Below are 23,399 nucleotides of genomic sequence, written 5' to 3'. Positions count from 1 at the left end.
TTAGTTTTGGAGCGCCATAAACTGGTCGCGTTGTTGTAAAAGCTGATCGATACGCGCATCAAAGCGAGCTTGCTGATTACTGCCTAGCTGTGACAATTGAGCGGCTTGAGTAAAGCTTTGAATCGCTCGATTCCAGTTAGCGCTAAGAGCGTACAGTTCACCGCGAGCGGCAACTTCATTTGCCGAATCCCCTAAGTTAGCGTGCGCTTTACTTAATAGATGCCAGCCGTTGCTGTCATCGGAATTAGCGTGCGTGTATCGCTGTAATAATCGTATCGCTTCTTTGTTTTTATCTTGTTCAATCAAAACGTTTGCCAGATTGATCTCTAATGTTGGGTTACCCGGCTTGGTTTTCAATGCGTTTTCTAACAACAGTTGCGCTTTTTGCGGTGTTTTCTTGGCAATGTTTAAATCGGCCAGCGCATCCAGCACAAAGTTGCTATTCGGCAGCTGTTTTTGCAATTGCACGAGCAAAGCTTCGGCTTTATCCAGCTGTTTAGTATCTAAATAAACCAGAGCCTTACCGTATTGATAGGCGGGCTTTATTTCGGCTGATGCGGATTTTTCTTTGCGTTTAAGCCAATCTAACGCGCTATCGCTATTGATGCCTACATAACGGGCTACGATTCGCGCCTTTGCCATGTGAAAGTCCAACACAGGAGCATGTGGCTTAGAAGGGTATGCGTCAGCACGAGCACGAGTATCGGTAATACGATCTTCGGGTAATGGGTGAGTCAGTAGCATTGGCGGCGGCTTGCTCGCATAGCGATATTGATCGGCTAAGCGGCCAAAGAAATGCGGCATCGCATGCGGATCGTAACCTGTTTTGATCAAGGTGCTCATGCCCACTCGATCCGCTTCTTTCTCATTACTGCGGGTATAGTTGATGGCGCTTTGCATTGCGCCTGCTTGCGTGGCAGTTATAGCCGCGATTCCCGCTTCTGGAGCGGCAATCGCCAATAAAATAGAACCGGCTAATGCGGCGATAGTCACCGGAGTTTTACGCGCTTGATCTTCCATACGCCTTGCTAAGTGGCGCTGGGTAACGTGGGCAATTTCGTGGGCAACCACTGAGGCGAGTTCGCCTTCGGTGTTGGCGTGTAAAAAGAGCCCAGTATGTAACGCGACGTGCCCACCAAAAAAGGCAAAGGCGTTAATGTTTCGGTCACGAATCAAAAAGAACTTAAAAGGCGTTTTTACATCAGAGGCATTGGCAACTAATCGATAACCCAGACTTGAGACATATTCACTTAAAACAGGGTCACTGACGATAGGCTGACTGGCTCTAAGAATGCGCATATAGGCATCGCCGTAATTGCGCTCTTGATCTATGGTCAGGGTCGCACCAGCGGTTGTACCGATATCGGGTAAGTCTGTGGAGTTGGCAAGACTCGGCGCGCTAAAGCATAAAGATGCGCTTAATAGCGTCGTTAATATCGATACTTTGCGTTTTAAATTAATGGCAGTCATTGTTTAATTAACGTGAGATCCGATTTCCATTGAAAGAGGGTTGTCTAATGGTAAGACCCTATTGAGTCCATTTGGTTTCTTGATAAGAGCAAAATGACACTTGTTAACAACTTAGTCACTAGGTTAACACGGGATAATAGTGGTTTTGAACTAAAAAAGATTTACAATAGGCGTATTTAGAATAAATAGAACTCGTTCAAATATGTCAGTCGAAATCATAGATCTTACTGAAGAACGATGTCCTATGACTTTGTTGTTGGCCAAGCGTGCGAGTAGGGCATTACTATCGTCTCAAAGCCTCACTTTTTTAGTGTTAGATTTAGTCTCTATCAACGATATGCAGGCTTATTTTTTACGTCACGGTATGCAGGTGGACGTAAAGCAAGCTACTGATTTTTATTCCTTAACCATAACCAAAGAGTAACCCTTACTATGCTAGATATGATGAAGCAATGGTATAAACGCAGATTCTCTGATCCTCACGCCGTTAGCTTAGTGACCATCATTCTATTTGGATTTATCACCATCTATTTTTTTGGACACCTGATTGCGCCATTGCTGGTTGCTATCGTATTAGCCTACCTTCTAGAGTGGCCGGTGGTTCAGTTAGTTCGCATTGGTGTACCTAGAACTCTGGCTGTTATTTTAGTGTTGCTGCTGTTTGTTGGCTTAGTGCTTGTTGCATTTATTGGCATAGTGCCAACCATTTGGCAACAAATTGGTAATTTCTTCAATGATGTGCCGAACATGTACCGTCAGTTGCAAGATTTTATCAACTCAATCCCAGAACGTTTTCCTGAATTTGCCACCGTCACTAACGCTGAATTTATGTTTGCTGACATGAAAAATAAATTCGTTGGGCTTGGGGAAAGCGCAGTGAAAGGCTCATTAGCATCATTGGTGAGTTTGGCTACGGTGGGTGTTTACCTTATTTTAGTGCCGCTACTGATCTTTTTCTTGCTTAAAGATAAAGAACAAATGCTAAGTATGCTTAGCGGCATACTGCCAAAAAACCGTAATCTTGCTTATCAGGTATGGCATGAAATGAACGGTCAAATCTCCAATTATATCCGCGGTAAAGTGGTGGAGATCGTCATCGTCGGCAGTGCCAGTTACATTACTTTTGCCATATTGGATTTGCGCTACTCAGTGTTGCTTGCGGTTGCCGTTGGCTTGTCGGTGTTAATTCCTTACATCGGCGCTGCTGCTGTTACTATTCCGGTGGCAATCGTGGGGCTATTTCAGTGGGGGCTTGCTCCGCAGTTTTATTACCTTCTAATTGCTTACGGCATTATTCAGGCGCTTGATGGTAATGTATTAGTGCCAGTGCTCTTCTCGGAAGCGGTCAATCTGCACCCAGTAGCGATTATTATTTCAGTATTGGTATTTGGTGGATTGTGGGGTTTTTGGGGGATATTCTTCGCCATCCCACTTGCCACCTTAGTGAAAGCGGTAGTGAATGCCTTTAATCACCCTGACTTGGATGTTTCGCAACAGTCGCAACAACAGCAAGAAGTACCAGAGTCACAACAGTAATAACTATCGCTTATTGCTTTCTGATTAGCGCTTGCTGATTACTAAACAACGAAAAAGCCAGTCACTTTATATGCGACTGGCTTTTGATTTTTATATGCTTTTCTGAAGCTGTGACTAGGATTCAGCTTGGTTCAAATAATCCAACACCACTTCATGGTGCGTCTTAGTTTTAAACTTGTTGAATACGTGCTCAATCACGCCTTCTTCATTGATCAAAAAGCTGATGCGGTGCAGACCGTCATACACTTTGCCCATGAATTTCTTTTCTCCCCAAACGCCAAAGGCTTCGGCTGCAGAGTGATCTTCATCGGATAATAGCGTGAAGTTTAGGCTATCGCGTTCAATGAACTTACCTAAGCGTTTTACTGGATCAATACTGACACCGAGCACTACGACATTGTGAGCTTCAAGCTCGGCTTTCACATCACGTAAACCTTGCGCTTGCACGGTACAACCTGGAGTCATCGCCTTTGGGTAAAAGTAAAACAGAACTTTTTGCCCTTTAAGGTCCTTTAGAGAGACGGAGTTGCCATCCTGATCGAGCAGAGTGACATCAGGTGCGGGTGTGCCTGCCGTTAATGTTTGCATTGAAAATCCTTGAACATTATCCATTATTGATGAAATTAAGCGTTCCTTGCACATTGAGTGAATCACAAAATGAAGCAAAGTCCTCTTGTAACTGCATTAAATTATACTCATCTGACAGCGATGCGCTCAATGCAATTTGAAACTTATCTTTGTTTTCTCCGCTGAGCATTTTAGCACTTAACGAGTTAATCCCTATTTCTTTACTGGCGAAGAAAAAGGTGACTTGTTCCGTCAGGCCAATTCTGTCTTGTGCTTGAATATGCGCTTCAATGGTAAATTTGGGTGCCAATTCGGTATGTGGCGAGGTACGTTTTACCATAGTCAGTAAATCATGCTGCGCCCCTAATTGGGGAAGAGAGTGCTCAACGCGAGTCGCTTGAGAAGATGTGCCAGAAGTGAGCATTATTAACGTGAAATCGTTACCCAGTATTGCAATGCGGGTGTCGATAATATTGCAACCAAGTTCAGAAATAAGATGGATGATTTTGTTGCCAATACCCGGGCGATCTGTACCAACGGCAGTGATAATTAAATGCTGCGCCATAATAGTATCCTTTGACTGACGAATTTTAATAGTCTACACGCAATCATTTGTTTTGGTGCCGGTTAATGTTGGAAACTTTAACTGAATTAACATATCGGCTTTGATGAACGTCGATCCTGTCAACTTGAATGCAAATAATTGGTAAAAACTTGACGCCAGTGCCTATATCCGCTTGTGTTTTCTAATCTCAATCAAGTACCATGCGATATTAATGAAATTTAGGGAGTGAGTCATGTTTTCGGGAAGTATTGTTGCTTTGATAACGCCTTTCAATACAGATGATGAAGTAGATTACCAAAGTCTTAAGAACTTAGTTGAGTTCCACGTTGATGCGGGTACATCTGCAATAGTCGCAGTAGGCACTACAGGTGAGTCGGCAACGCTTACCGTTGAAGAACATGTGAAGGTCGTCGGCAAGATAGTTGAATTTGCTAATGGTCGCATTCCTGTTATTGCAGGTACGGGTGCAAATGCAACTCATGAAGCCATTACATTTAGCCGTTTGCTAAATGATTCGGGCATTGCCGGTTGCTTGAGCGTGACACCGTACTACAACAAGCCGACTCAAGAAGGCATTTATCAGCATTTTGTCGAAATTGCTAAAGTCAGCGCGGTTCCTATCATCCTATATAACGTACCGGGTCGTACAGGTGTTGATATGCACCCTGAAACGGTAGCAAGACTGTCTAAGATTGATAACATCGTGGCGCTGAAAGACGCGACAGGCGAACTATCAAGAGTGGCACAACATAGAGAACTTTGTGGCGATGATTTTGTCCTACTTAGTGGTGACGATGCGACAGGTCTCGATTTTGTGAAGCTAGGTGGTCAAGGTGTGATTTCTGTGACCAACAATCTTGCACCAAAAGATATGGCTGATATGTTTAGACTGGCTGGCGAAGGCAAATTCGCAGAAGCTGAAGTTATCAACGAACGTTTGATGGGCTTGCACCACGGATTGTTTGTTGAATCTAGCCCAATCCCAGTTAAATGGGCAGCTCAGCAATTACACCTTGTTGAAAACAGCGCATTGCGTTTACCAATGACGCCATTGTCAGAAGCAGGCCAAGAAGTAGTGAACGCTGCACTTGAGCAAGCTGGCATTCGTTAAACCTAATTATCTACGATTCGAACCTCAATCAGGTGCTAAGGATCAGGAGTCTCAATGAAGTTTGTTAATCAGCTAGTGCTTAGTACACTGGCTGTCGCTATTTTAAGTGGTTGTGCTGGTAGTGCAGCGGAGCGTCGTCAAGCAAAAGACGACTTTAAATACCTTGAAGCTGAACCTCGCCCTGATCTTGTATCAGCGCCAGATCAGCAGCTTGAGTTTTACCCTGACTATAATATCCCGAGTGGGGATTATGTCGGTGGTATTGGCAAACAGGTAGATATTCGCCCGCCACAACAGGTTCTAGAACTGATTCCTGGTGCTCGCACTGAGCAAGTTGATGGGGTAGTGACCTTATGGCTACTAACCAAAGACGAGCGCGATAAAGTATGGCAAACAGCGCAAGATATGATGGATTCTCGTGATATCAAACGCCTAACCTCTACTGACGACCGCATTGAAACAGATTGGATCGTATGGGAAGAAGAAGACGAAGAGGAAACGCTAAGCAGCCGTTACCTTATCGAACGCTTTGAAGAAAACTCTCGCTTTGGATTCCGCATTAGCTTAATTGCATGGAAAGAAGGCGGTGAAGAGCAAGAAGTTAGCCTTACCAACAAAGAACGTTATAACACCTTTATGACTAACTTAGTGATGTCGCGTTACGACCAAGTGGTTCGTGATGAAGCCGCTAAGAAAGCGTTGGAACTGGTTAAGATAATTCCTTTGAGCATGGGACAAGATCGCAGCGGTCTGCCTATTATTATTGCGCGCGCCCCTTACGATGTCTTCTGGCAACGTATCCCTGAGCTATTGCCTACAATGGGCTTTACCATGGATGGACGCAACCAATCTCAAGGTACTATCGAAACATCATTCTCCCAACCTAATGATGACTTCTGGCAAAGCATCGGCATGAAGCCGCTAAGCTACGACTCACAAACATACACCTTCTTGTTAGGTGATTTAGGTAACCGAACTTCGATTAACATTACCAATGAAGCTGGAAAACCAGTGACAGAAGAGATGCTAAAAGAAATGCTACCTGTATTAGCCAAGATGATGGAACAAACTAGCACAGCCAAAGACGGCGAAGCTGACCAAGAGTAATCCATACTCTTTAATGAATAACAAAAGGAGCACCTGATTGGGTGCTCCTTTTTTTTGTTATTTATGTCGGTGCAAAATGGACGTAGATAGATATTGTCGATAAAATGTGCACCTATTTGCACATTAATTTCAATTACTTATAAAGAAAATCGAATGATTATAGAAAGTGTGCTTCCTGAAAATTATTACTAAGTACTTTTATATATGGATGCCTTATGAAAAACATTACAAAATACCTTTTACTTTTTATTGTGCCTATCTTGGCCGCTTGTGGCGACGAAGTACTCACCCCACCTAAGTTCAACATCGAAATTTCTGAATACGCCAAGTTCCCCGAAGAGTACGTGGGCCCCGACGCAAGTTTTAGTCTAGCGTATCTCAATCTTGAGCAGCTTCTTACCGCTAGAGAGATAGGGGCAATGGAAGAGGTTTTTTATTCACATAACACTTTATACACCTTTCTTGATTCAGGTACGGCTGAGAAGACCTACAAACGATTAGAAATGTTGGATTACAAACTAGAAGATAAAACACTCACAGACTTTGAAACTCGACTCCTTAAACACCTTAAAATTCAATCGCAACAACCACAAGTATTAACTGAGCGCTTTTTAGATTTACGTCATAAGTATCTTCTTTCTCACGTTGACGAAATTCAGCAGAATATCAATAAATATGCCGATGAATCTAACACACATATACGTCACAGAAGGGCTTTACTAAGGCACGCAAAAAAAGATCTAGCATTTGCACAAGATCCTGAATTTAACCGTCCACCACGAACTGAATTTGGTCGCTACATCAAACGAGCACTATATTCCAAAGTCTTTACACCAGAGGGCAGAGCTTATATGTATGATAATCAAGAGTTTTTTGATGAAATTCTTACCAAAAAACAAGAGTTGTTTAATACATTGCAAGTTCAAGAAATTCGTGAAAATGAAGCTTTCACCACCAATTATGACAACAAAGCAGCATTAATATATTTATCACAATACGGCTTTGAAAGCACCCACCCTTTTATTCACGCATTCTGTCTTTATGACAACGAAGATGAATTCAAAACCATACTTAATTCAACACTATCTTACAGTAGCTATAAAGAGCGCGATTATCTAACAGAGCACATCTTAGACTATAACAGAATGGTACTTTCAACAACGGCTCCCGCCCTAAGATCTTGCGATTAAGTCACTATGGCGTGGCGATTCAGTCACGCCTTTTTTACGTAAATAAAACAATATCACTCGCCGAACATACAGTATCCCGATCTAAGCAATCTGGCTTACTTTGCGTCATATCTAGTGACTAAATAAATGTATATGAAAAAATTAAGCGAAATAACAAGAACGGAAGTTTTCTATACCTCACATCTATATTATGGGTGTCTTAATGATAGTGAGTCGTTTCAAACCCTGTTGATCAAGACGTTGGGCTTAAGCAGGAGTGTTAAAATAGTAGACAGTGGTTATGAGATTTGCCTTTTTAGAGATTTGGCTAAGGCAGGTTATATTGATCGTGAAAATAAGTCATTTGAAAAGCAGACATTCGATAATGTGTTTGTTCTTTCAGATGAATCAATTGTGTTGATTGAGGCCAAAGCAAATCAAAAATTTAGCCCTAGTCAAATCAATAATATGATTTTAGCCAAAGAGAAGATACAAAGTAGTAATGATCTACCTTGGAAAAAAGTACATCTTTTAGGCTTGTGCTCATCAAAATATAAGCCTAAAAATACGACCATTAAGGATTTTGATGCCGTTATTACTTGGGCTGAAGTTGCGGCATGTTTGAGTGACATGAGAAGTATTTTTGAACGAGCTGATAACATTTACAATGATCGTGCGCTGTGCAGGTAACAAATAGTTCAAGATGGGAGCGTAAATGCGGGCTGGACTCCCTTGCTTCGCTCAGATTTAGCTTACCACTTAACTTAGTTTTATATGCCAGTAATCAGAAAGTCGATGGCAGCAATAATCTCGTTTCTAAAGGTGCTCAACTCATTTACTGGATCACGTAAGATCTTAGTTGGTACACTCGCCATTCGGTGAGTGAGGATTACAAAATCCCCTTCGTCAATATGGATTATTGGACATAGGTGGGTAGGGGCTTTCTTTTCTAACATTTCAACTGGCGTTAAAGGGATCACTAGTCGGGTATTCAATGTATCAAGCATTTCACTTTGAACATCAACAAAGTATGGGTAAGCAGTAGCCGTTCTCTTATCGTTATTTGGGTGTCGTCCTCCCTGCTAAGTCAAGTATTAGGCTGTTCCCTCTGATGAATACTTTAAATAACCCTTTTTATTATTCAATAATTAGGGCAATAAATAGCAGTTTTGTACAATATTGATGCTAAAAGCCGTTTTATTGTGTAGTGCATTTAATTGTACAAAGGACTACACAATGATTTCACTACTAGTAGCGATGGCGACTTTTGCCTTGGTCACTTCAATTTCGCCAGGCCCTGTAAATATTTTAGCCACTGTAACCAGCGCAAATTATGGATATATCCGCACGATACCTCATATCACGGGTGCAACTTTTGGGTTTGTATCCATTTTGTTTTTGCTAGGTTTTGGATTATCGCAATTTATGACAGAGATTCCTTATTTAGCAAAGGGGATGACGTATATAGGAGGAGGTTTTTTATTATATCTCGCCTATAAAGTGACTACACAAGAATCGACCATTAAAAGTAAAGGGTCAGTAGAAAGCAACGCAGCACCATCACTTTTACAGGGGATGATGTGTCAGTGGCTCAACCCTAAAGCATGGATTGTTTCTCTTGCTGGTATTTCAGTTTTTTATACGGGGCAAAACACAGGACTAGAGGTATTACTTTTATTCTGTGGGATATTCTTTGTTGTTTGCTACCTATCGATTTCAGTGTGGGCACTACTAGGGATTACCATCAGTTCCATGATAGATACGCCTAAGCAGTTCAGACTATTTAATCTCTCTATGGGACTACTACTAGGGATAACCGTTCTATATACTTTCTTTATATCTAGTTGAAATAGTATTAGTTGATATGGCTAAACAGCGATTTTTTCGATCCAATGTAACCCCAATAGAACTGCGTTGTTCCAAAAATACAAACGCATGCTATGGCAAACATACTCATGAAGAGTTTTCTGTTGGATCGGTAGACTGTGGTCAAAGTGATTATTTTAATAACAACATAGAAAGTAAAATTGAAATGGGTTCTCTTGTTATAGTGAATCCATTGGAAGTGCATTCATGTAATCCCACTCCAGATACGAATTGGAGTTATAAAATGTTGTATGTATGCCCGAAGTGGTTAGGTCATATCCAATCTATGGTAGTAGATAATCCGTCAAAAAAATTCATACCATTCTCAATTATCCATACTAACTCCGCAGAACTCTACCAGCAGTTTCAATTATTGGCAGACTCAATTATAAACAATGTTGATCAAATGAAAGTAGAGGAAGAAAGCATTGCATTTTTCTCCAATTTATTTCTCAACTCCAACGCCCTAGATATTGACGAACTGAACCTAACAAAAGTAAATATTACCAAGGCTCACCGCTTTATTAGTGATAATTTTAAAAACAACATCTCAATCAAAGAGATTGCTCAACACTCTGGTTTAAGTGAATACCACTTGATTCATTCATTTCGGAAATCGTATGGGATAACCCCTCATGCCATGCAAATTGCTATGCGGATAAATGAAGCAAAGGTATTACTAAAAAAAGGGCATAATATTGTGTCTGTTGCTACTGAATTGGGGTTCAATGATCAAAGTCACTTTCATCGTAATTTCAAAAAGTTAGTAGCCGTTACTCCTGCTCAATACAAAGGTTGAGTCAGATTAGCTTGCGCCTCTTTTTATGAGAGCTGATTTTTCCGAAATTGATTAAATATAGAATGGTTTTTCAGCGCTTATTGCGTTGAAAGTGTGATGTAACTGATCAGTGCCATATAAACTAGTATCTACTTTTCATTTGGCGAACTAACAATATCTAACCTTATGACTGTAGGCATGTAATCTGTAAATAACCCCATTGTTAACAAAATCACTCATCCCCACTTTCCGAGTCACCATCCACTGAGCTCTTATCTTTCAAGTTCTTATTGGTCTGTTTTTGACGTTCGGCATCGAGCTGTTTTAGCTTTTCTATGTCGTCTTTTTGCTGTTTAGACATAGTGCCTACTTTCATATTGGCGGTGTATTTGAGCGCGGCTATGTTGCCCGCTACGACGCTAACGGCGATGAAAATAATGACCCAAGGGTTAAATAATAGGTCTACGAGCATGAGTGACCGTCCTACGAAGTGGTGATGTTGCTGACATATTGAGTGTAGATCTTATCGAGGTGCATTAATACCTCGTTGTTACCTTCTATGGGATTAAGGCGCAAAATATCAGCAAGCATTTGGCTGTTGAAGGTAGCTAATGCTTTGTCAGAGGTGGCTTGATGGCTTAGGTGCCACGGTTCTACTGCAACGCCGCCTTTGTCTTTGGCGTAGGGGAAAAAGAAGCCGTGCTGTGGAGCGTGAGTGAGTAGCCACTCATAAAAGGGCGCTTGATGCCCTTGTAAGTATTCCCAAGGCTCTAGTTGTAGCTGTATGCCTTCTGGAAGCAGGTTCTTTGCATAGAGGTCAAAGTCACAGCCCCAATGATGACGGCTTGCCCCAGGCAGTGCTGACCACCGTAAAATGGCATGAATGCGTTGCAATGGGGCAAGAGAATGAGCATCGAGAGGATCACCATTAATGTCTAGAATAGGTCGCACGCCTAGGTACTTGTTATTCCAAATCATTTTTTGTCGCTCAAAATCGCGAAAACCACTGGCGATACTCAATTCAAAGCCGTGTTGCGCCGCATGATGAACTAGCGATAAAAGAGCTTCACTAACGGCTTGATGAACCTTTATCTCACGCTTATCAATAGTGATAGCGGTAAGGTGTGACTCATCAATACCGGTTAATTGCTGCTGGGTCCAATCGCTAGTCTCATTCATGTTACTTTCCTAGTAGGTTAACCAATACGTTTTGGTACATATCTGCTAACAGGTCTAAATCTTCGGCTTTTACGCACTCGTTCACTTTATGAATGGTGGCGTTGACTGGCCCCAATTCAATCACTTGCGCGCCCATTTTAGCGATGAAGCGACCGTCAGAGGTGCCGCCAGTGGTCAATAGTTGTGGCGCTTTACCATTTACGGTAGTGACCGCATCAACTACAGCAGTAAGCAGATCGCCCGTATCGGTTAGGAAAGGTTCGCCGTTTAAGGTCCACTTAATATCGTAATCAAAGTCGTATTTATTTAAGACTTCATAGATACGCTCTTTGATTTGTTCGTGGTGGATTTCAGTGCTGTAGCGCAAGTTAAACATGGCGTGTACTTCACCCGGAATCACATTGCTCGCGCCAGTGCCGCCGTTTAGGTTTGGCAGTTGGAAACTCGTTGGCGGGAAAAACTCATTACCGTTGTCCCATTCAATTTGCGTCAGTTCCGTTAGCGCTGGCAGGGCGTGGTGAATCGGGTTTTTGGCAATGTGCGGGTAGGCAACGTGGCCTTGAATGCCTTTTACGGTTAGCTCACCAGTGAAAGAGCCGCGACGGCCGTTTTTCACTACATCACCCACATAATCTGTGCTTGAAGGTTCGCCGACAATACACATATCAATGATTTCGTTGCGCTCAGTTAGCGTGTCGATAACGCGCGTTGTGCCATTGATAAACGGGCCTTCTTCATCAGAGGTGATAAGAAAGGCAATAGAGCCTTTGTGATCAAGATGCTCGGCAATAAAACGCTCTACCGCGACGACCATAGAGGCCAGTGAGCCTTTCATATCGGCTGCGCCACGACCATATAGATAGCCATCAACGACAGTAGGTTCAAACGGTGGCGTGTTCCAGTCGTTTAAGTTACCCGCAGGCACAACGTCTGTGTGTCCAGCAAAGGTAAATAGTGGTGCTTGTGTGCCTCGACGAGCCCAAAGGTTAAGGGTGTCGTCAAAGTGCATAATTTCAATTTCAAAGCCCAGTGCTTTGAGGCGTTCAATCATTAATGGTTGGCATCCTGCATCTTCAGGAGTGACAGACTGACGGCTGATAAGATCGATAGCTAAATCTAAAACGGGACTGGAGTTCATCCTATTTCCTTAATATGGGGATTAAACGTTAAAAATACGGTCATATTGATCGGCTTTGAAGCCAATATGCAGTTGTTCACCAACACGAATGATAGGGCGTTTAATCATCGCAGGATGTTCTACTAGAAGAGTGATGGCAGTGTCATGATTGAGAGATTGTTTTTGCTCATCATCCAGTTGACGATAGGTGGTACCGTGTTTATTTAACACCAACTCCCAGCCTAAATGGTCACAAAACTCGCTAACCATGTCACTGGTGATACTTTGTTTACGGTAGTCATGAAATGTGAATTCGATTTGATGTTCTTGCAGCCATTTCTTGGCTTTTTTTATGGTATCGCAGTTGGGGATACCATACATAATTACGCTCATCGTCTGTCCTTAGTGCGTTTATCGAAAGTAGAATCCTATCAAACAATTCCGGCGCGGTGTATCACTAAGTCAAGTTGAGTTTGTGCAGAACGAGAAACAAGAATAGAAAAACAGATGAATATGGACATAAGTTGCGGTTATTTGATCAGACGCAAGTTCCTATCTTAGATATTCGCAATAATTGTTAAATTATTTTTGGAGGTAGCAATGGAACTCAATCCTGTTTTTGCTCGTCGTTTATATCTTGCGCATTTGGTCGCAAGTATGGAGCGTCCAAATGTCCCTAAATTGGTGGAATATACTGGTTGGCCTCGCCGTACAATCCAAGACGTGTTAAAAGCATTGCCTGGGATCGGGGTATCATTGTGTTTTATCCAAGATGGTCGCCGCCATAATGACGGCTATTATCAGGTTTCAGATTGGGGACCATTGGATGAAGAGTGGGTTGCTGGTAATACAACAACAATTGTTTCACACCTTTCTTAGCGTTATTAGTGCGAGGTGAGTAGGGTATAGGCAATAAATCCTACCCAACTAATGACCAACAAAACCCAAGGCAGTCGGTTCGACTTAGCGGTTGATACGGTATCTTGAGCAGATGGCGTATTGTCTGGCGTTGATAACTGCTGTTGTTTTTTCTTAAGGTTTTGTTTTTTAAGTTTATCGGCGTCTCGTGATTTCTGTTTTTGACGCTTTTTATATTCAGCGATACCCTTTTCGATTCCTTGAGCAATCAGCTTGGTTTGCTCTTTAGTTTGCCCCGGTTTTTGGGTTGCCTTAGCTACTTGCATAGCTTGTTGCTGGGTTTGGGATGATACAGTTGTATTGTTGTTCTTCATAAGCGTTTAGTAAGTAAAGATTTGAGGTTAATTATGCCTTTAAATACAAATAAATGCCTCAATATAAAGTGAGTAGTGTGCGGTACCTGATTGAAGAGTATGATAAAAATGGCTATCTAAAAGCACCGTTTTGGTTGTGGTTATGTTGGCTGTTTTTGGCTCGTGGATGGATAGTGTTTGCTTTGGCTGGAGTAACTAAAGATCGCGGCAGTGATATACTGGCGATGATCTATCCAAATTCATCCAGTTTATACATGATGATGTGTATGGGTATTCCTAGTTTATTACTCATGTGGGTGATAGGGCTCAGAAATCCAGACAGACATTGGTTAAATAAGTTGATTGGATTAGGACGAGCTGTTTCCATTCTGCTTAGCGTTTCGCAACTCGCGTTAGAGTTGCATTATATATCACTACAAGATGGTCAGTTTAGTTGGGGGAGTGCCCTCTCTGTTGTTGGCTTAAGTTGGATAATCATTTATCTATTTAATAGTCGACGAGTAAAAGACTGTTTCCAAAGTATTTCCGATAACTAGTTTGAACGGAGTAATTATGATTCAACCTCAAGCGGCTATAATTCCAGAGCCAAGCCCATTTGCTTTATATGTCCTTATGAAGGTCACGGGCGATAAAAACAAAGTATTAACAGCGCTACAAAAAGTAGATGGTTGGGTTGAGGAAATCAACGCAAACCAACCGGGTGCGACTCTAGCAACCAGCATTGCATTTTCTCATCAGTTTTGGAGTAGCAGCATTTCTGAAGAAGTTCCAAGTGAACTTGTACCATTCCCTGTGCTTGAATGTGATGATCAAATTGCCCCAAGTACCGAGGTAGACGTGCTTTTGCATTGTCACTCTCACCGTCATGACTTGCATTTCTATTTGCTACGCAAACTGATGTCAGAAGTGTCTGAAGAAGTGACGATTGTTGATGAAACTTATTCTTATCGTTACCTTGATTCTCGTGATATGACTGACTTTATTGACGGCACTGAGAACCCAGAAGGCGAAGAAAGAGCAGAAGTAGCTTTGATTCCTGAAGGTACATTTGCTGGTGGCAGTTACATCATGGTGCAGCGCTTTGAGCACAACTTACCGGCATGGAATAAATTGTCAGTTGGACAGCAAGAAAAAATCGTAGGTCGCACCAAAGAAGATTCTGTTGAGCTAGACGATGTGGCGGCGCAATCACACGTTGGCCGAGTAGATATTAAAGAAGAAGGCAAAGGCCTTAAAATCGTTCGTCACAGCCTGCCATACGGCACGGTTTCTGGCCCGCACGGTTTGCTGTTTATCGCTTACTGTAAAACCGTACATAACTTTACTGCAATGCTAGAAAGCATGTATGGCCAAGTAGACGGCAAGACCGATCAGCTGCTTGATTACACTAAAGCGGTAACAGGCGCATACTTCTTTGCTCCTAGCCAAACTATGCTAAAAAACTTAGTGGTGGCTTAAACGAATAAGCACTCTTCCGTTGAGGAGTTGCTGATTTACAAGCATAAAAAAACGCAGCCATTGGCTGCGTTTTTAATCACTTGAATCTAAGTAGAAGTTACTTAGTTACACGTAGTACTGGAGTTTCACCTACAGTTACTGCGCCAGAAAGTTTGTTCAGTTCTTTGATTTCATCCATGTTAGAAATAACAACTGGAGTCAAAGTAGATTTCGCTTTCTCTTCTAGGAATGCAAGATCAAACTCGATGATAGTATCACCAGCTTTAACTTCTTGACCTTCAGAACCGATGCGAGTGAAACCTTCACCTTTAAGTTCAACAGTGTCGATACCAAAGTGAACGAATAGTTCAATACCGTCAGTTGATTCGATAGAGAACGCATGGTTGGTCTCAAAAATTTTACCAATAGTACCATTCACTGGAGCAACAATTTTGTTGCCAGTTGGCTTGATAGCAATACCGTCACCAACAATTTTCTCAGCGAAAACTACATCAGGCACATCTTCAATGTTAACGATTTCGCCAGATAGTGGTGAAATGATTTCGATTGAACCTGCAGCGTTGCCTTCGTCCGATACCAGCTTCTTAAGTTTGTCAAACAGACCCATTACATGCTCCTAAGCAGTTTATTCTATTAAATTATATTATTAGTTTGATTTATCCGCGATAAATTTCGCTACGTGCGCTTCGATTTCTGCGGCCGTTGGCAATTGCAGAGCTTCTTCTGCCATTGCTTTTACTTCCGAGAAGTTTGCATTACGAATCACTTTCTTAACTGCAGGGATAGAGATGCCGCTCATAGAGAACTCATCTAAGCCCATACCCAGCAGAAGAAGTGTTGCGCGTTCGTCGCCCGCTAATTCACCACACATCCCAGTCCACTTACCTTCCTTGTGAGAAGCGTCAATCACCTGTTTAATCACAGTTAATACTGCTGGTGATAGTGGATTGTATAGATGAGAAATAAGCTCATTACCACGGTCTACTGCTAGAGTATACTGAGTTAAGTCATTTGTACCAATACTAAAGAAAGAAACTTCTTTAGCTAAGTGGTGAGCGATTGCTGCAGCTGCTGGTGTTTCTACCATTACGCCGATTTCAATATTTTCATCAAATGCCAAGCCTTCAGAGCGAAGTTCAGCTTTGTATTCTTCAATAGCGGCTTTTAGTTCACGGATTTCCTCAACAGAGATAATCATAGGGAACATGATGCTTAGTTTGCCGTGCGCTGATGCACGTAAAATACCACGAAGTTGGTCGCGTAGAATTTCACGACGATCTAAGCTGATACGAACTGCGCGCCAGCCAAGGAACGGGTTCATTTCTTCTGGAAGATCCATGTATGGAAGGTCTTTATCACCACCGATATCCATAGTACGGATGATCACTGGTTGGCCTGCCATTGCTTCGGCAACTTCTTTATAAGCTTGGTATTGTTCTTCTTCTGTTGGAAGAGAAGTACGGTCCATAAATAGGAACTCTGTACGGTACAAACCAACGCCTTCACCACCGTTACGGATAATACCGTCACAGTCTTTAACAGTACCGATGTTGCCACATACTTCTACGTGACGGTTATCAAGAGTAACTGCTGGAAGGTCTTTTAATTTAGCAAGCTCTGCTTTGTCAGCAAGGAACTTATCACGAATTTGTTTCGCTTCGTTTAGTTCTGCTTCAGTTGGGTTTACGATGATTCGGTTGTTCATCGCATCCATAATTAGAGTATCGCCGTTTTTCACTTGTTTAGTGATGTCGTTAGTACCCACAATCGCAGGAAGCTCAAGAGAGCGTGCCATGATAGAGGTATGAGACGTACGGCCGCCGATGTCACAAGCAAAGCCTAGAACGTAATCTAGGTTGATTTGTGCTGTTTCAGATGGCGTTAGATCGTAAGCAACAAGAATGACTTCTTGGTCAATGTCACTTAGAGAAACAATGTTGATACCGAGTGCGTTTTTAACAAAACGAGTACCGATGTCACGGATATCCGTTGCACGCTCTTTTAGGTATTCATCATCTAGAGACTCAAGCGCAGTCGCTTGTTCTTCGATGATTGAGTAGATTGCGAAATCTGTTGAAAGTTTATCGTTCTTGATAAGAGCAAGGATCTCTTCTTCCAGTTCCTCATCTTCAAGAAGCATAATGTGACCTTCAAAGATCGCTTCTTTTTCTTCACCAAAAGTTTCAAGAGCTTTTTGTTTGATGATTTCAAGTTGAGCGGCTGATTTGTTTCGAGCGTCGTAGAAACGCTGTACTTCAGAGTCAACTTGGTCGGCTGAAATTTTGTTTTTGTTTAGAACGATTTCATCTTCTTGAAGAAGTAGTGCTTTACCAAAAGCAATACCTGGAGACGCTAGAATGCCTGAGATCATAGCTTTACCTTAACTTGGTCTATAGTGGGCGGGTGACTAATTTTTAGCTTTTACAGAGTCTATTTCAATAAAGCCACTTGGCTGATAACAACGAAGTGGCTTTTATAATCGAACGTAGGCTCTTAGTGCAGCTCATCCATTAGAGCTACTAGATGGTCAACAGCTTCAGTAGCTTGTGGACCTTCAGCAGAAATAGTAACCATAGTGCCTTTTACTAGACCTAGAGTTTGAAGCTTAAATAGGCTTTTAGCGCTAGCGCTTTTACCGTTAGAAGTCACAGTGATATCTGCATCAAATGATTTAGCTTCTTTAACAAACTGCGCCGCTGGGCGAGTGTGAAGACCGTTTTCTGCAGTGATTTCTACTTGCTTCTCGTACATGTGATATACCCCGTTGATATTTAGATTATGTTTTGAAGTCCAAGACTCAATTACAAATGTATTGGCTCGTGACCTTGGCTGAGTAAGTTCTTATGACTTTTAATTACAGCCTAAATTATCGCTTCTTTTATTTTGAAGCAAAAAATAAAGCCTAGAAATACTACCAAATGCTGACCACTAATCAATAAAAAAGCCCCAGAAAGGGGCTTTTTTGACTGAAAATTTGATTTGGGCACAGTTTTTTTGTGGCTATTGCTGATTTTCTTTCTCAGTAAATATGCCTGCAAATAAAGCGGTACTTAGGTAACGCTCACCAGAGCTTGGAAGTACGGCTACAATTGTTTTTCCTTTAAATTCAGGAAGTTCCGCAACTTTATTTGCTGCAACAACGGCGGCACCAGAAGAAATACCCGCTAGAATACCTTCTTCTTCCATTAGACGACGAGCCATTTCAATCGCTTCATCAGAAGTTACCGTAATAACTTTGTCGATAAGTTCAAGATCTAAGTTTCCAGGAATAAAGCCGGCACCGATACCTTGAATCTTATGTGGACCTGGTTTTACTTCTTCGCCAGCAAGAACTTGGCTAATGACTGGAGACTCAGCAGGTTCAACCGCTACAGCAGTAATTGCTTTGCCTTTTGTTTTCTTAAGGTAACGAGTAGTACCTGTGATAGTACCGCCAGTACCTACACCAGAAACCAATACGTCGATTTCACCGTCAGTGGCATCCCAAAGCTCAGGGCCAGTGGTTTTTTCGTGAATCTCAGGGTTTGCTGGGTTGTTGAATTGTTGTAGAAGCAATGTAGATTCAGGATTTGCTGCAACGATTTCTTCCGCTTTTGCGATAGCGCCGTTCATGCCTTTTGCCGCTTCTGTTAACACTAGGTTAGCGCCCAATGCTTTAAGAAGTTTACGACGCTCAAGACTCATTGACTCAGGCATAGTTAGAGTCAGTTTATAACCACGAGCTGCTGCTACATAAGCAAGCGCGATACCTGTGTTACCACTGGTTGGCTCAACAAGTTCAATGCCTTCTTTTAGTGCGCCTGATTTCTCTGCTTCCCAAACCATGTTGGCACCGATACGACATTTCACGCTGAAGCTAGGGTTACGAGCTTCAATTTTAGCGAGAACGTTGCCGTTGCTGACGCGGTTTAAACGAACGAGAGGCGTATTGCCAATAGTTTGAGAATTATCATCGTAAATCTTGCTCATGCTTGCTTCCTTGTGGGTTAACACGCTAATTGTATTAGGGTTTCTGTATTATTCGGTAATTTGATTAGTTAAATCATACGCCTTTAGAATAGAGCTGTTCTTGGCTCTAACAAAGGAATAAAACGTTATATCTAATAGCTAACTTTCTGATCTTGTTTGAATTCTGTGACCCACATCAAGGTTGCGCCGCACACGGCAACAGGCATGATTATCAAGTTTAAAAGTGGGATAGAAGTAAATAGGGCCACCATAGCGCCATAGCCATAGGCTTTACTTTGTTTCGCCTTGAGTGCAAAGCGCATCGAATTGAAGTCGACTTTATGGTTATCAAACGGATAGTCACAATATTGAATGGCAAGTATCCAACTGGTAAAAATAAACCACACAAAAGGCGCAACAGTTTGACCAAAGGCAGGAATCAGTAATAGCAGGAACAGGCCGATGGCTTTTGGCAGTAAATAGACCAGTTTTCGCCACTCTCGAGCTAATATTCGAGGCACATCTTTGATTAAGTCGGCGACACTTTGCTCTAACATGCCTTCTGGGCTTAATTTCTGTTCCACTTTTTCGGCTAATAGACCGTTGAAAGGCGCAGCCACAAAGTTGGCTAAAGTGCTGAAGAAGTAGGAAAAGGTGGCTAAAATAGTTAAGGCTAGCAAAGGCCACAGAATGTAGCTCAACCAGCTTAAAAATTCAGGTAATACCCCAATCCATTGTTCTATCCATTGATTGAGGTGGCTAAATAGATAAAATAACGCACTGCCCACTAATAAGATATTGATGAGTAGTGGCATAAAGACATAGCGACGTAAACCTGGTTGCATAGCCAGTTTAAATCCAGAAAAGAAATAACCGAAACCGGACATTGTGTGTAATTTTTGATGCATCTTATTCGTCCCAAATACTGAGTTTTCAGCGGATTAGCTCTAATATAAGAAAAGCGTGCTCAAAATCACAGCATAAAGTACATAGATATTGTTAAAAGGTTCAACTCTACATCAGAGTTTTGTTAAAGTAGTTTAAGTCACCCAATCTCGGTGTCTCACCAGAGTAAAGCAGAGAGCAAAAAATGCAGGAATTGCGAATCGTATTGATAGTCGTAGGTGTCTTAGCCATCGCGGGCCTACTTATCCATGGTTTATGGACGAATAAACGAGAACAAAGTGGTCGATTTTCAGATAAGCCACTGAGCAAACTTGATGATGAGCCATTATCGGGATCAAGTGCACCTCAAGCGAATTCAGTTAAACCTGCACCCGTTGCAGAAGATGATTTTGAAGTGGTGAAGGTAACGTCAAAGAATGACAAAAAAGAGCCAAGTTTCTCAGGTTTTGATGATGATATTGGCGACCCACTGTTAGAAACAGCGCAAGATGATAAATTTAGTAAAGCGCATCAAGCGGCAGAAACCGTTAAACCTACGGTAACGGTGAAGCCTGAAGAGCTACCTACTATTACTATTAGCTCAGACGCTTACTCTAAACACGATGATGAACCATCGTCTGCTTTTATTACCAAAGAGCCTGCTTCTGAAGCGCCAATCACGACGCCGTTTAGTGCAACTGATGAAGCCAATGCTGGCTTTAATAGCAATAGTGCATTTACGGTAACAGAGCCAGAAGTTGAACCAGAAGTGGAAGTGGTTCCTGAAGCTCCTGCTAAGGTTGAAGAGCCTGAGATGGAAGTGCTGGTACTGCACGTTGAAGCGCGTGGCAATGAAGAGTTTGTCGGTAGCGACCTCTTTATCAGCATGGAACAACATGGCTTGCATTATGGCCCTATGGATATCTATCACCGCCATGTAGATAGCGCAGGTACTGGTAAGGTTTTATTTAGCGTGGCGAACATGCTTAAACCGGGCACATTGTCGCATGACGATCCTGCGGAATTTGTCACTAAAGGGATTTCGTTTTTCATGACCTTGCCATGCTATGGCGATCCTGAGCAAAACTTTAAGATCATGCTGCATACCGCGCAGATGATTGCTGATAATTTAAGTGGCAACGTATTAGATGATAAACGCACTCTGATGACTCGTGATCGTATCGACGCGTACAAACGTCAGATCCAAGAGTTTGTTCATCGTCAAGAGCCAAAAGAAACCAGCAACATTATCTAGTTCACTGGTTAACAGTTAAATAGTAAAAAAGGGCTCTGCATAAGAGCCTTTTCTTTTCCCAATTTTTGAGAAACCCTTATGTCCGATTCTATTCAACAACAACACGCTAAGCTCTCCGAATCATTGCATTATCATGCAGTGCGTTATTACGTTGAGGATAGCCCTGAGATCCCCGATGTTGAATATGACCGTTTGATGCGTCAACTGCTTGAATTAGAAGAAAGCAACCCAGAATTAGTTACTTTAGATTCACCTTCACAACGTGTTGGCGGCGCGCCACTGTCAGGCTTTACGCAAGTGAGCCATCAAGTGCCGATGTTATCGCTTGATAATGCATTTGATGATGATGAACTAAAGGCTTTTTATAAGCGTATGCAAGATCGTTTAAATAGTGATGATTTAGGCGTGTTCAGCTGTGAGCCTAAGCTAGATGGTCTAGCGGTGAGCTTAATGTATGAAAACGGGGTTTTGGTACAAGCAGCAACCCGTGGTGATGGCGCAACGGGTGAAAATATTACGCAAAATGTACGCACCATCAGTGCTATTCCATTGAAATTGCAAGGTGAAGGCTTTCCAACGCGCTTAGAAGTGCGCGGTGAAGTCTTTATGCCTAAAGCAGGCTTTGAACGTATCAATGAGCAAGCGCTAGCTAAAGGTGAAAAGCCCTTTGCTAACCCAAGAAATGCCGCCGCAGGCAGTCTGCGTCAGCTGGATTCTCGCATTACCGCAAAACGTCCTTTAGGGTTTTATGCGTATAGCGTAGGGGTGATAGAAGGGGGCGAACTGGTTGAAAGTCATTACCAACGCTTTATTCAACTAAAAGGTTGGGGCTTACCTATGTGTCCTGCGGTGCGTAAGGTGGATACTTTAGACGAAGTGATCGCTTACTACCGACATATTTTAGAAACCCGCGATCAGCTTGATTATGAAATTGATGGTGTGGTGATCAAGTTAGATGATATCGAGCGCCAAGAGCAACTAGGCTTTGTGGCTAGAGCGCCACGCTGGGCGATTGCCTATAAATTCCCAGCTCAAGAAGAGCTGACTCTGCTTAACGATGTCGAGTTTCAAGTTGGGCGCACGGGCGCGATTACTCCTGTGGCTAAACTGCAACCTGTATTTGTCGGCGGGGTAACCGTCAGTAATGCCACTTTGCATAATGCCGATGAAATTCAGCGTTTAGGAGTGCGCATTGGGGATACGGTAATTATTCGTCGTGCTGGTGATGTCATTCCGCAAATTACCGGAGTGGTTCTAGAAAGGCGTCCTGAAAATGCGGTTGATATTATTTACCCTGTAGTGTGCCCAGTGTGTGGCTCAGATGCAGAGCGCACAGAAGGTGAGGCGGTGACTCGCTGTACTGGCGGTTTGGTATGCTCAGCGCAACGTAAGCAAGCGTTAAAGCACTTTGTATCTCGTAAAGCGATGGACGTTGATGGCTTAGGCGACAAAGTGGTTGAGCAATTGGTCGATAAAGAAATGGTGAAAACCCCAGCCGATCTTTTCAAACTCAGCGCAGGCCGTATTACCGTTTTAGAAAGAATGGGACCAAAATCGGCGCAGAACGTTATTGATGCGTTGCAAAAATCCAAACAAACAACCTTAGCGCGCTTTTTGTATTCGCTAGGCATTCGTGAAGTGGGCGAGGCAACCGCGGCGAACTTAGCGCAGCACTTTAAAACGTTACCTAACATCGAAAGCGCCACTATTGAGCAACTACTCGAAGTGCCTGATGTAGGCGCGATTGTGGCAGAGCACATCAAAGCCTTTTTCGCTCAACAGCGAAATCAAGAGGTGATCGCTGAGCTGATTGAAAGTGGTATTCATTGGCCAGAAATAGAAGAAGTGGCGGATGCTGGCGAATTACCGCTTGCAGGTAAAGTGGTGGTATTAACAGGTTCTTTGTCGCAATTAACTCGCTCTGATGCCAAAGCGGCGCTACAAACGCTGGGTGCTAAAGTGACCGGCAGCGTATCAAAGAAAACCGACATTTTATTTGCTGGCGAAGCGGCCGGTTCTAAATTGGCTAAAGCACAAGATTTAGGGGTTGAAGTGCAAGACGAACAAGCCTTGGTAGCCTTGATGCAACAGCACGGTATCGCGTAATAAAAAATGGGGTCTTAGACTTTTAGCCTAAGACCCCATTTCGTTATGTT

Annotated in this window: 26 protein-coding genes and 1 pseudogene; 13 read left to right on the top strand and 14 right to left on the bottom strand. The window is 42.6% G+C overall.

Annotated features, from left to right (window positions below; translation table 11 throughout):
• Entirely contained in the window at window positions 1-1,470 is a 1,470-nt protein-coding gene (gene bepA, locus OCU38_RS09100; RefSeq protein ID WP_261822845.1) for a beta-barrel assembly-enhancing protease, read from the bottom strand.
• 202 nt (window positions 1,471-1,672) lie between these two features.
• Here bepA and OCU38_RS09095 point away from each other — a divergent pair, with 202 nt between their 5' ends.
• Both OCU38_RS09095 and OCU38_RS09090 read left to right on the top strand, forming a co-directional pair.
• Window positions 1,673-1,894, top strand: a complete 222-nt coding sequence (locus OCU38_RS09095) for a sulfurtransferase TusA family protein (RefSeq protein WP_261822844.1) — start codon at window positions 1,673-1,675, stop codon at window positions 1,892-1,894.
• An 8-nt stretch (window positions 1,895-1,902) separates the two neighbouring features.
• Complete coding sequence (locus tag OCU38_RS09090) at window positions 1,903-3,006, top strand: AI-2E family transporter (protein ID WP_261822843.1); 1,104 nt, start codon at window positions 1,903-1,905, stop codon at window positions 3,004-3,006.
• A gap of 114 nt (window positions 3,007-3,120) precedes the next feature.
• On the opposite strand, the gene bcp is transcribed toward OCU38_RS09090, so the two are convergent.
• On the bottom strand, window positions 3,121-3,594 hold the full coding sequence (gene bcp / locus OCU38_RS09085) for a thioredoxin-dependent thiol peroxidase (RefSeq protein ID WP_261822842.1): 474 nt from the start codon (window positions 3,592-3,594) through the stop codon (window positions 3,121-3,123).
• A 16-nt stretch (window positions 3,595-3,610) separates the two neighbouring features.
• Window positions 3,611-4,138 (bottom strand): glycine cleavage system protein R, encoded by a 528-nt coding sequence (locus OCU38_RS09080; protein ID WP_261822841.1) that lies wholly within the window; start codon window positions 4,136-4,138, stop codon window positions 3,611-3,613.
• A 232-nt stretch (window positions 4,139-4,370) separates the two neighbouring features.
• On the opposite strand from OCU38_RS09080, the gene dapA reads away from it, so the two are divergent.
• The 4 genes from dapA to OCU38_RS09060 all read left to right on the top strand — a co-directional run bounded on the left by dapA (window position 4,371) and on the right by OCU38_RS09060 (window position 8,215).
• Window positions 4,371-5,249, top strand: a complete 879-nt coding sequence (dapA, locus tag OCU38_RS09075) for a 4-hydroxy-tetrahydrodipicolinate synthase (RefSeq protein ID WP_261822840.1) — start codon at window positions 4,371-4,373, stop codon at window positions 5,247-5,249.
• A gap of 54 nt (window positions 5,250-5,303) precedes the next feature.
• Window positions 5,304-6,356: an outer membrane protein assembly factor BamC gene (gene bamC / locus OCU38_RS09070; RefSeq protein WP_261822839.1), complete on the top strand. Its 1,053-nt coding sequence runs from the start codon at window positions 5,304-5,306 to the stop codon at window positions 6,354-6,356.
• Window positions 6,357-6,571: 215 nt separating this feature from the next.
• On the top strand, window positions 6,572-7,546 hold the full coding sequence (locus tag OCU38_RS09065) for a hypothetical protein (protein ID WP_261822838.1): 975 nt from the start codon (window positions 6,572-6,574) through the stop codon (window positions 7,544-7,546).
• Between the two features lie 132 nt (window positions 7,547-7,678).
• Complete coding sequence (locus OCU38_RS09060; RefSeq protein WP_261822837.1) at window positions 7,679-8,215, top strand: PD-(D/E)XK nuclease family protein; 537 nt, start codon at window positions 7,679-7,681, stop codon at window positions 8,213-8,215.
• Window positions 8,216-8,295: 80 nt separating this feature from the next.
• Here OCU38_RS09060 and OCU38_RS09055 read toward each other — a convergent pair.
• Window positions 8,296-8,595 (bottom strand): annotated as a pseudogene (locus OCU38_RS09055) (CcdB family protein); the annotation flags it as partial.
• 166 nt (window positions 8,596-8,761) lie between these two features.
• Between OCU38_RS09055 and OCU38_RS09050 the strand changes: the two are divergent.
• Together OCU38_RS09050 and OCU38_RS09045 are read left to right on the top strand one after the other, a co-directional pair.
• The gene (locus tag OCU38_RS09050) at window positions 8,762-9,373 is read left to right on the top strand and encodes a LysE family translocator (protein ID WP_261822836.1); all 612 of its coding nucleotides are present in this window, start codon (window positions 8,762-8,764) and stop codon (window positions 9,371-9,373) included.
• Window positions 9,374-9,389: 16 nt separating this feature from the next.
• Entirely contained in the window at window positions 9,390-10,190 is an 801-nt protein-coding gene (locus tag OCU38_RS09045) for an AraC family transcriptional regulator (RefSeq protein ID WP_261822835.1), read from the top strand.
• A gap of 211 nt (window positions 10,191-10,401) precedes the next feature.
• Here OCU38_RS09045 and OCU38_RS09040 read toward each other — a convergent pair whose 3' ends face one another.
• Genes OCU38_RS09040 through OCU38_RS09025 form a run of 4 tightly spaced genes read right to left on the bottom strand, consistent with a single transcriptional unit; the run spans window position 10,402 to window position 12,858 of the window.
• Window positions 10,402-10,641, bottom strand: coding sequence for a DUF2897 family protein (locus OCU38_RS09040; protein ID WP_261822834.1), 240 nt, complete (start codon window positions 10,639-10,641; stop codon window positions 10,402-10,404).
• Between the two features lie 11 nt (window positions 10,642-10,652).
• A complete protein-coding gene (locus OCU38_RS09035; RefSeq protein ID WP_021712019.1) occupies window positions 10,653-11,348 on the bottom strand; it encodes a M15 family metallopeptidase in 696 nt (231 codons plus the stop codon).
• Window position 11,349: 1 nt separating this feature from the next.
• Window positions 11,350-12,486, bottom strand: coding sequence for a succinyl-diaminopimelate desuccinylase (dapE, locus tag OCU38_RS09030; RefSeq protein WP_261822833.1), 1,137 nt, complete (start codon window positions 12,484-12,486; stop codon window positions 11,350-11,352).
• Between the two features lie 21 nt (window positions 12,487-12,507).
• The gene (locus OCU38_RS09025; protein ID WP_261822832.1) at window positions 12,508-12,858 is read right to left on the bottom strand and encodes an ArsC family reductase; all 351 of its coding nucleotides are present in this window, start codon (window positions 12,856-12,858) and stop codon (window positions 12,508-12,510) included.
• A 207-nt stretch (window positions 12,859-13,065) separates the two neighbouring features.
• On the opposite strand from OCU38_RS09025, the gene OCU38_RS09020 reads away from it, so the two are divergent.
• Complete coding sequence (locus OCU38_RS09020; RefSeq protein WP_023403422.1) at window positions 13,066-13,344, top strand: winged helix-turn-helix domain-containing protein; 279 nt, start codon at window positions 13,066-13,068, stop codon at window positions 13,342-13,344.
• Window positions 13,345-13,349: 5 nt separating this feature from the next.
• On the opposite strand, the gene OCU38_RS09015 is transcribed toward OCU38_RS09020, so the two are convergent.
• Window positions 13,350-13,697, bottom strand: coding sequence for a DUF2956 domain-containing protein (locus tag OCU38_RS09015; protein WP_261822831.1), 348 nt, complete (start codon window positions 13,695-13,697; stop codon window positions 13,350-13,352).
• Between the two features lie 77 nt (window positions 13,698-13,774).
• Between OCU38_RS09015 and OCU38_RS09010 the strand changes: the two genes are divergently transcribed.
• Together OCU38_RS09010 and OCU38_RS09005 are read left to right on the top strand one after the other, a co-directional pair.
• Window positions 13,775-14,233, top strand: a complete 459-nt coding sequence (locus tag OCU38_RS09010; RefSeq protein WP_261822830.1) for a DUF2919 domain-containing protein — start codon at window positions 13,775-13,777, stop codon at window positions 14,231-14,233.
• Window positions 14,234-14,249: 16 nt separating this feature from the next.
• Window positions 14,250-15,155, top strand: a complete 906-nt coding sequence (locus OCU38_RS09005; protein WP_261822829.1) for a Dyp-type peroxidase — start codon at window positions 14,250-14,252, stop codon at window positions 15,153-15,155.
• Between the two features lie 97 nt (window positions 15,156-15,252).
• Here the strand turns inward: OCU38_RS09005 and crr are convergent, their stop codons facing one another.
• The 5 genes from crr to cysZ all read right to left on the bottom strand — a co-directional run bounded on the left by crr (window position 15,253) and on the right by cysZ (window position 20,011).
• Window positions 15,253-15,762, bottom strand: coding sequence for a PTS glucose transporter subunit IIA (gene crr, locus OCU38_RS09000; protein WP_017029253.1), 510 nt, complete (start codon window positions 15,760-15,762; stop codon window positions 15,253-15,255).
• A 39-nt stretch (window positions 15,763-15,801) separates the two neighbouring features.
• A complete protein-coding gene (ptsI, locus tag OCU38_RS08995) occupies window positions 15,802-17,526 on the bottom strand; it encodes a phosphoenolpyruvate-protein phosphotransferase PtsI (protein ID WP_261822828.1) in 1,725 nt (574 codons plus the stop codon).
• Between the two features lie 122 nt (window positions 17,527-17,648).
• Window positions 17,649-17,906, bottom strand: coding sequence for an HPr family phosphocarrier protein (locus OCU38_RS08990; RefSeq protein ID WP_017029255.1), 258 nt, complete (start codon window positions 17,904-17,906; stop codon window positions 17,649-17,651).
• A 249-nt stretch (window positions 17,907-18,155) separates the two neighbouring features.
• Window positions 18,156-19,124, bottom strand: a complete 969-nt coding sequence (gene cysK, locus OCU38_RS08985) for a cysteine synthase A (RefSeq protein ID WP_152819602.1) — start codon at window positions 19,122-19,124, stop codon at window positions 18,156-18,158.
• A 131-nt stretch (window positions 19,125-19,255) separates the two neighbouring features.
• On the bottom strand, window positions 19,256-20,011 hold the full coding sequence (gene cysZ / locus OCU38_RS08980; RefSeq protein ID WP_261822827.1) for a sulfate transporter CysZ: 756 nt from the start codon (window positions 20,009-20,011) through the stop codon (window positions 19,256-19,258).
• Window positions 20,012-20,193: 182 nt separating this feature from the next.
• Between cysZ and zipA the strand changes: the two genes are divergently transcribed.
• Window positions 20,194-21,243, top strand: coding sequence for a cell division protein ZipA (gene zipA / locus OCU38_RS08975; protein WP_261822826.1), 1,050 nt, complete (start codon window positions 20,194-20,196; stop codon window positions 21,241-21,243).
• A gap of 78 nt (window positions 21,244-21,321) precedes the next feature.
• The gene (gene ligA / locus OCU38_RS08970) at window positions 21,322-23,349 is read left to right on the top strand and encodes an NAD-dependent DNA ligase LigA (RefSeq protein WP_261822825.1); all 2,028 of its coding nucleotides are present in this window, start codon (window positions 21,322-21,324) and stop codon (window positions 23,347-23,349) included.
• The last annotated feature ends 50 nt before the right edge of the window (window positions 23,350-23,399 follow it).

The sequence above is a fragment of the Vibrio neonatus genome, from assembly GCF_024346975.1.
In the GTDB taxonomy this organism is placed as follows: Bacteria; Pseudomonadota; Gammaproteobacteria; order Enterobacterales; family Vibrionaceae; genus Vibrio; species Vibrio neonatus.
This window is presented reverse-complemented; position numbering and strand designations above follow the sequence as displayed.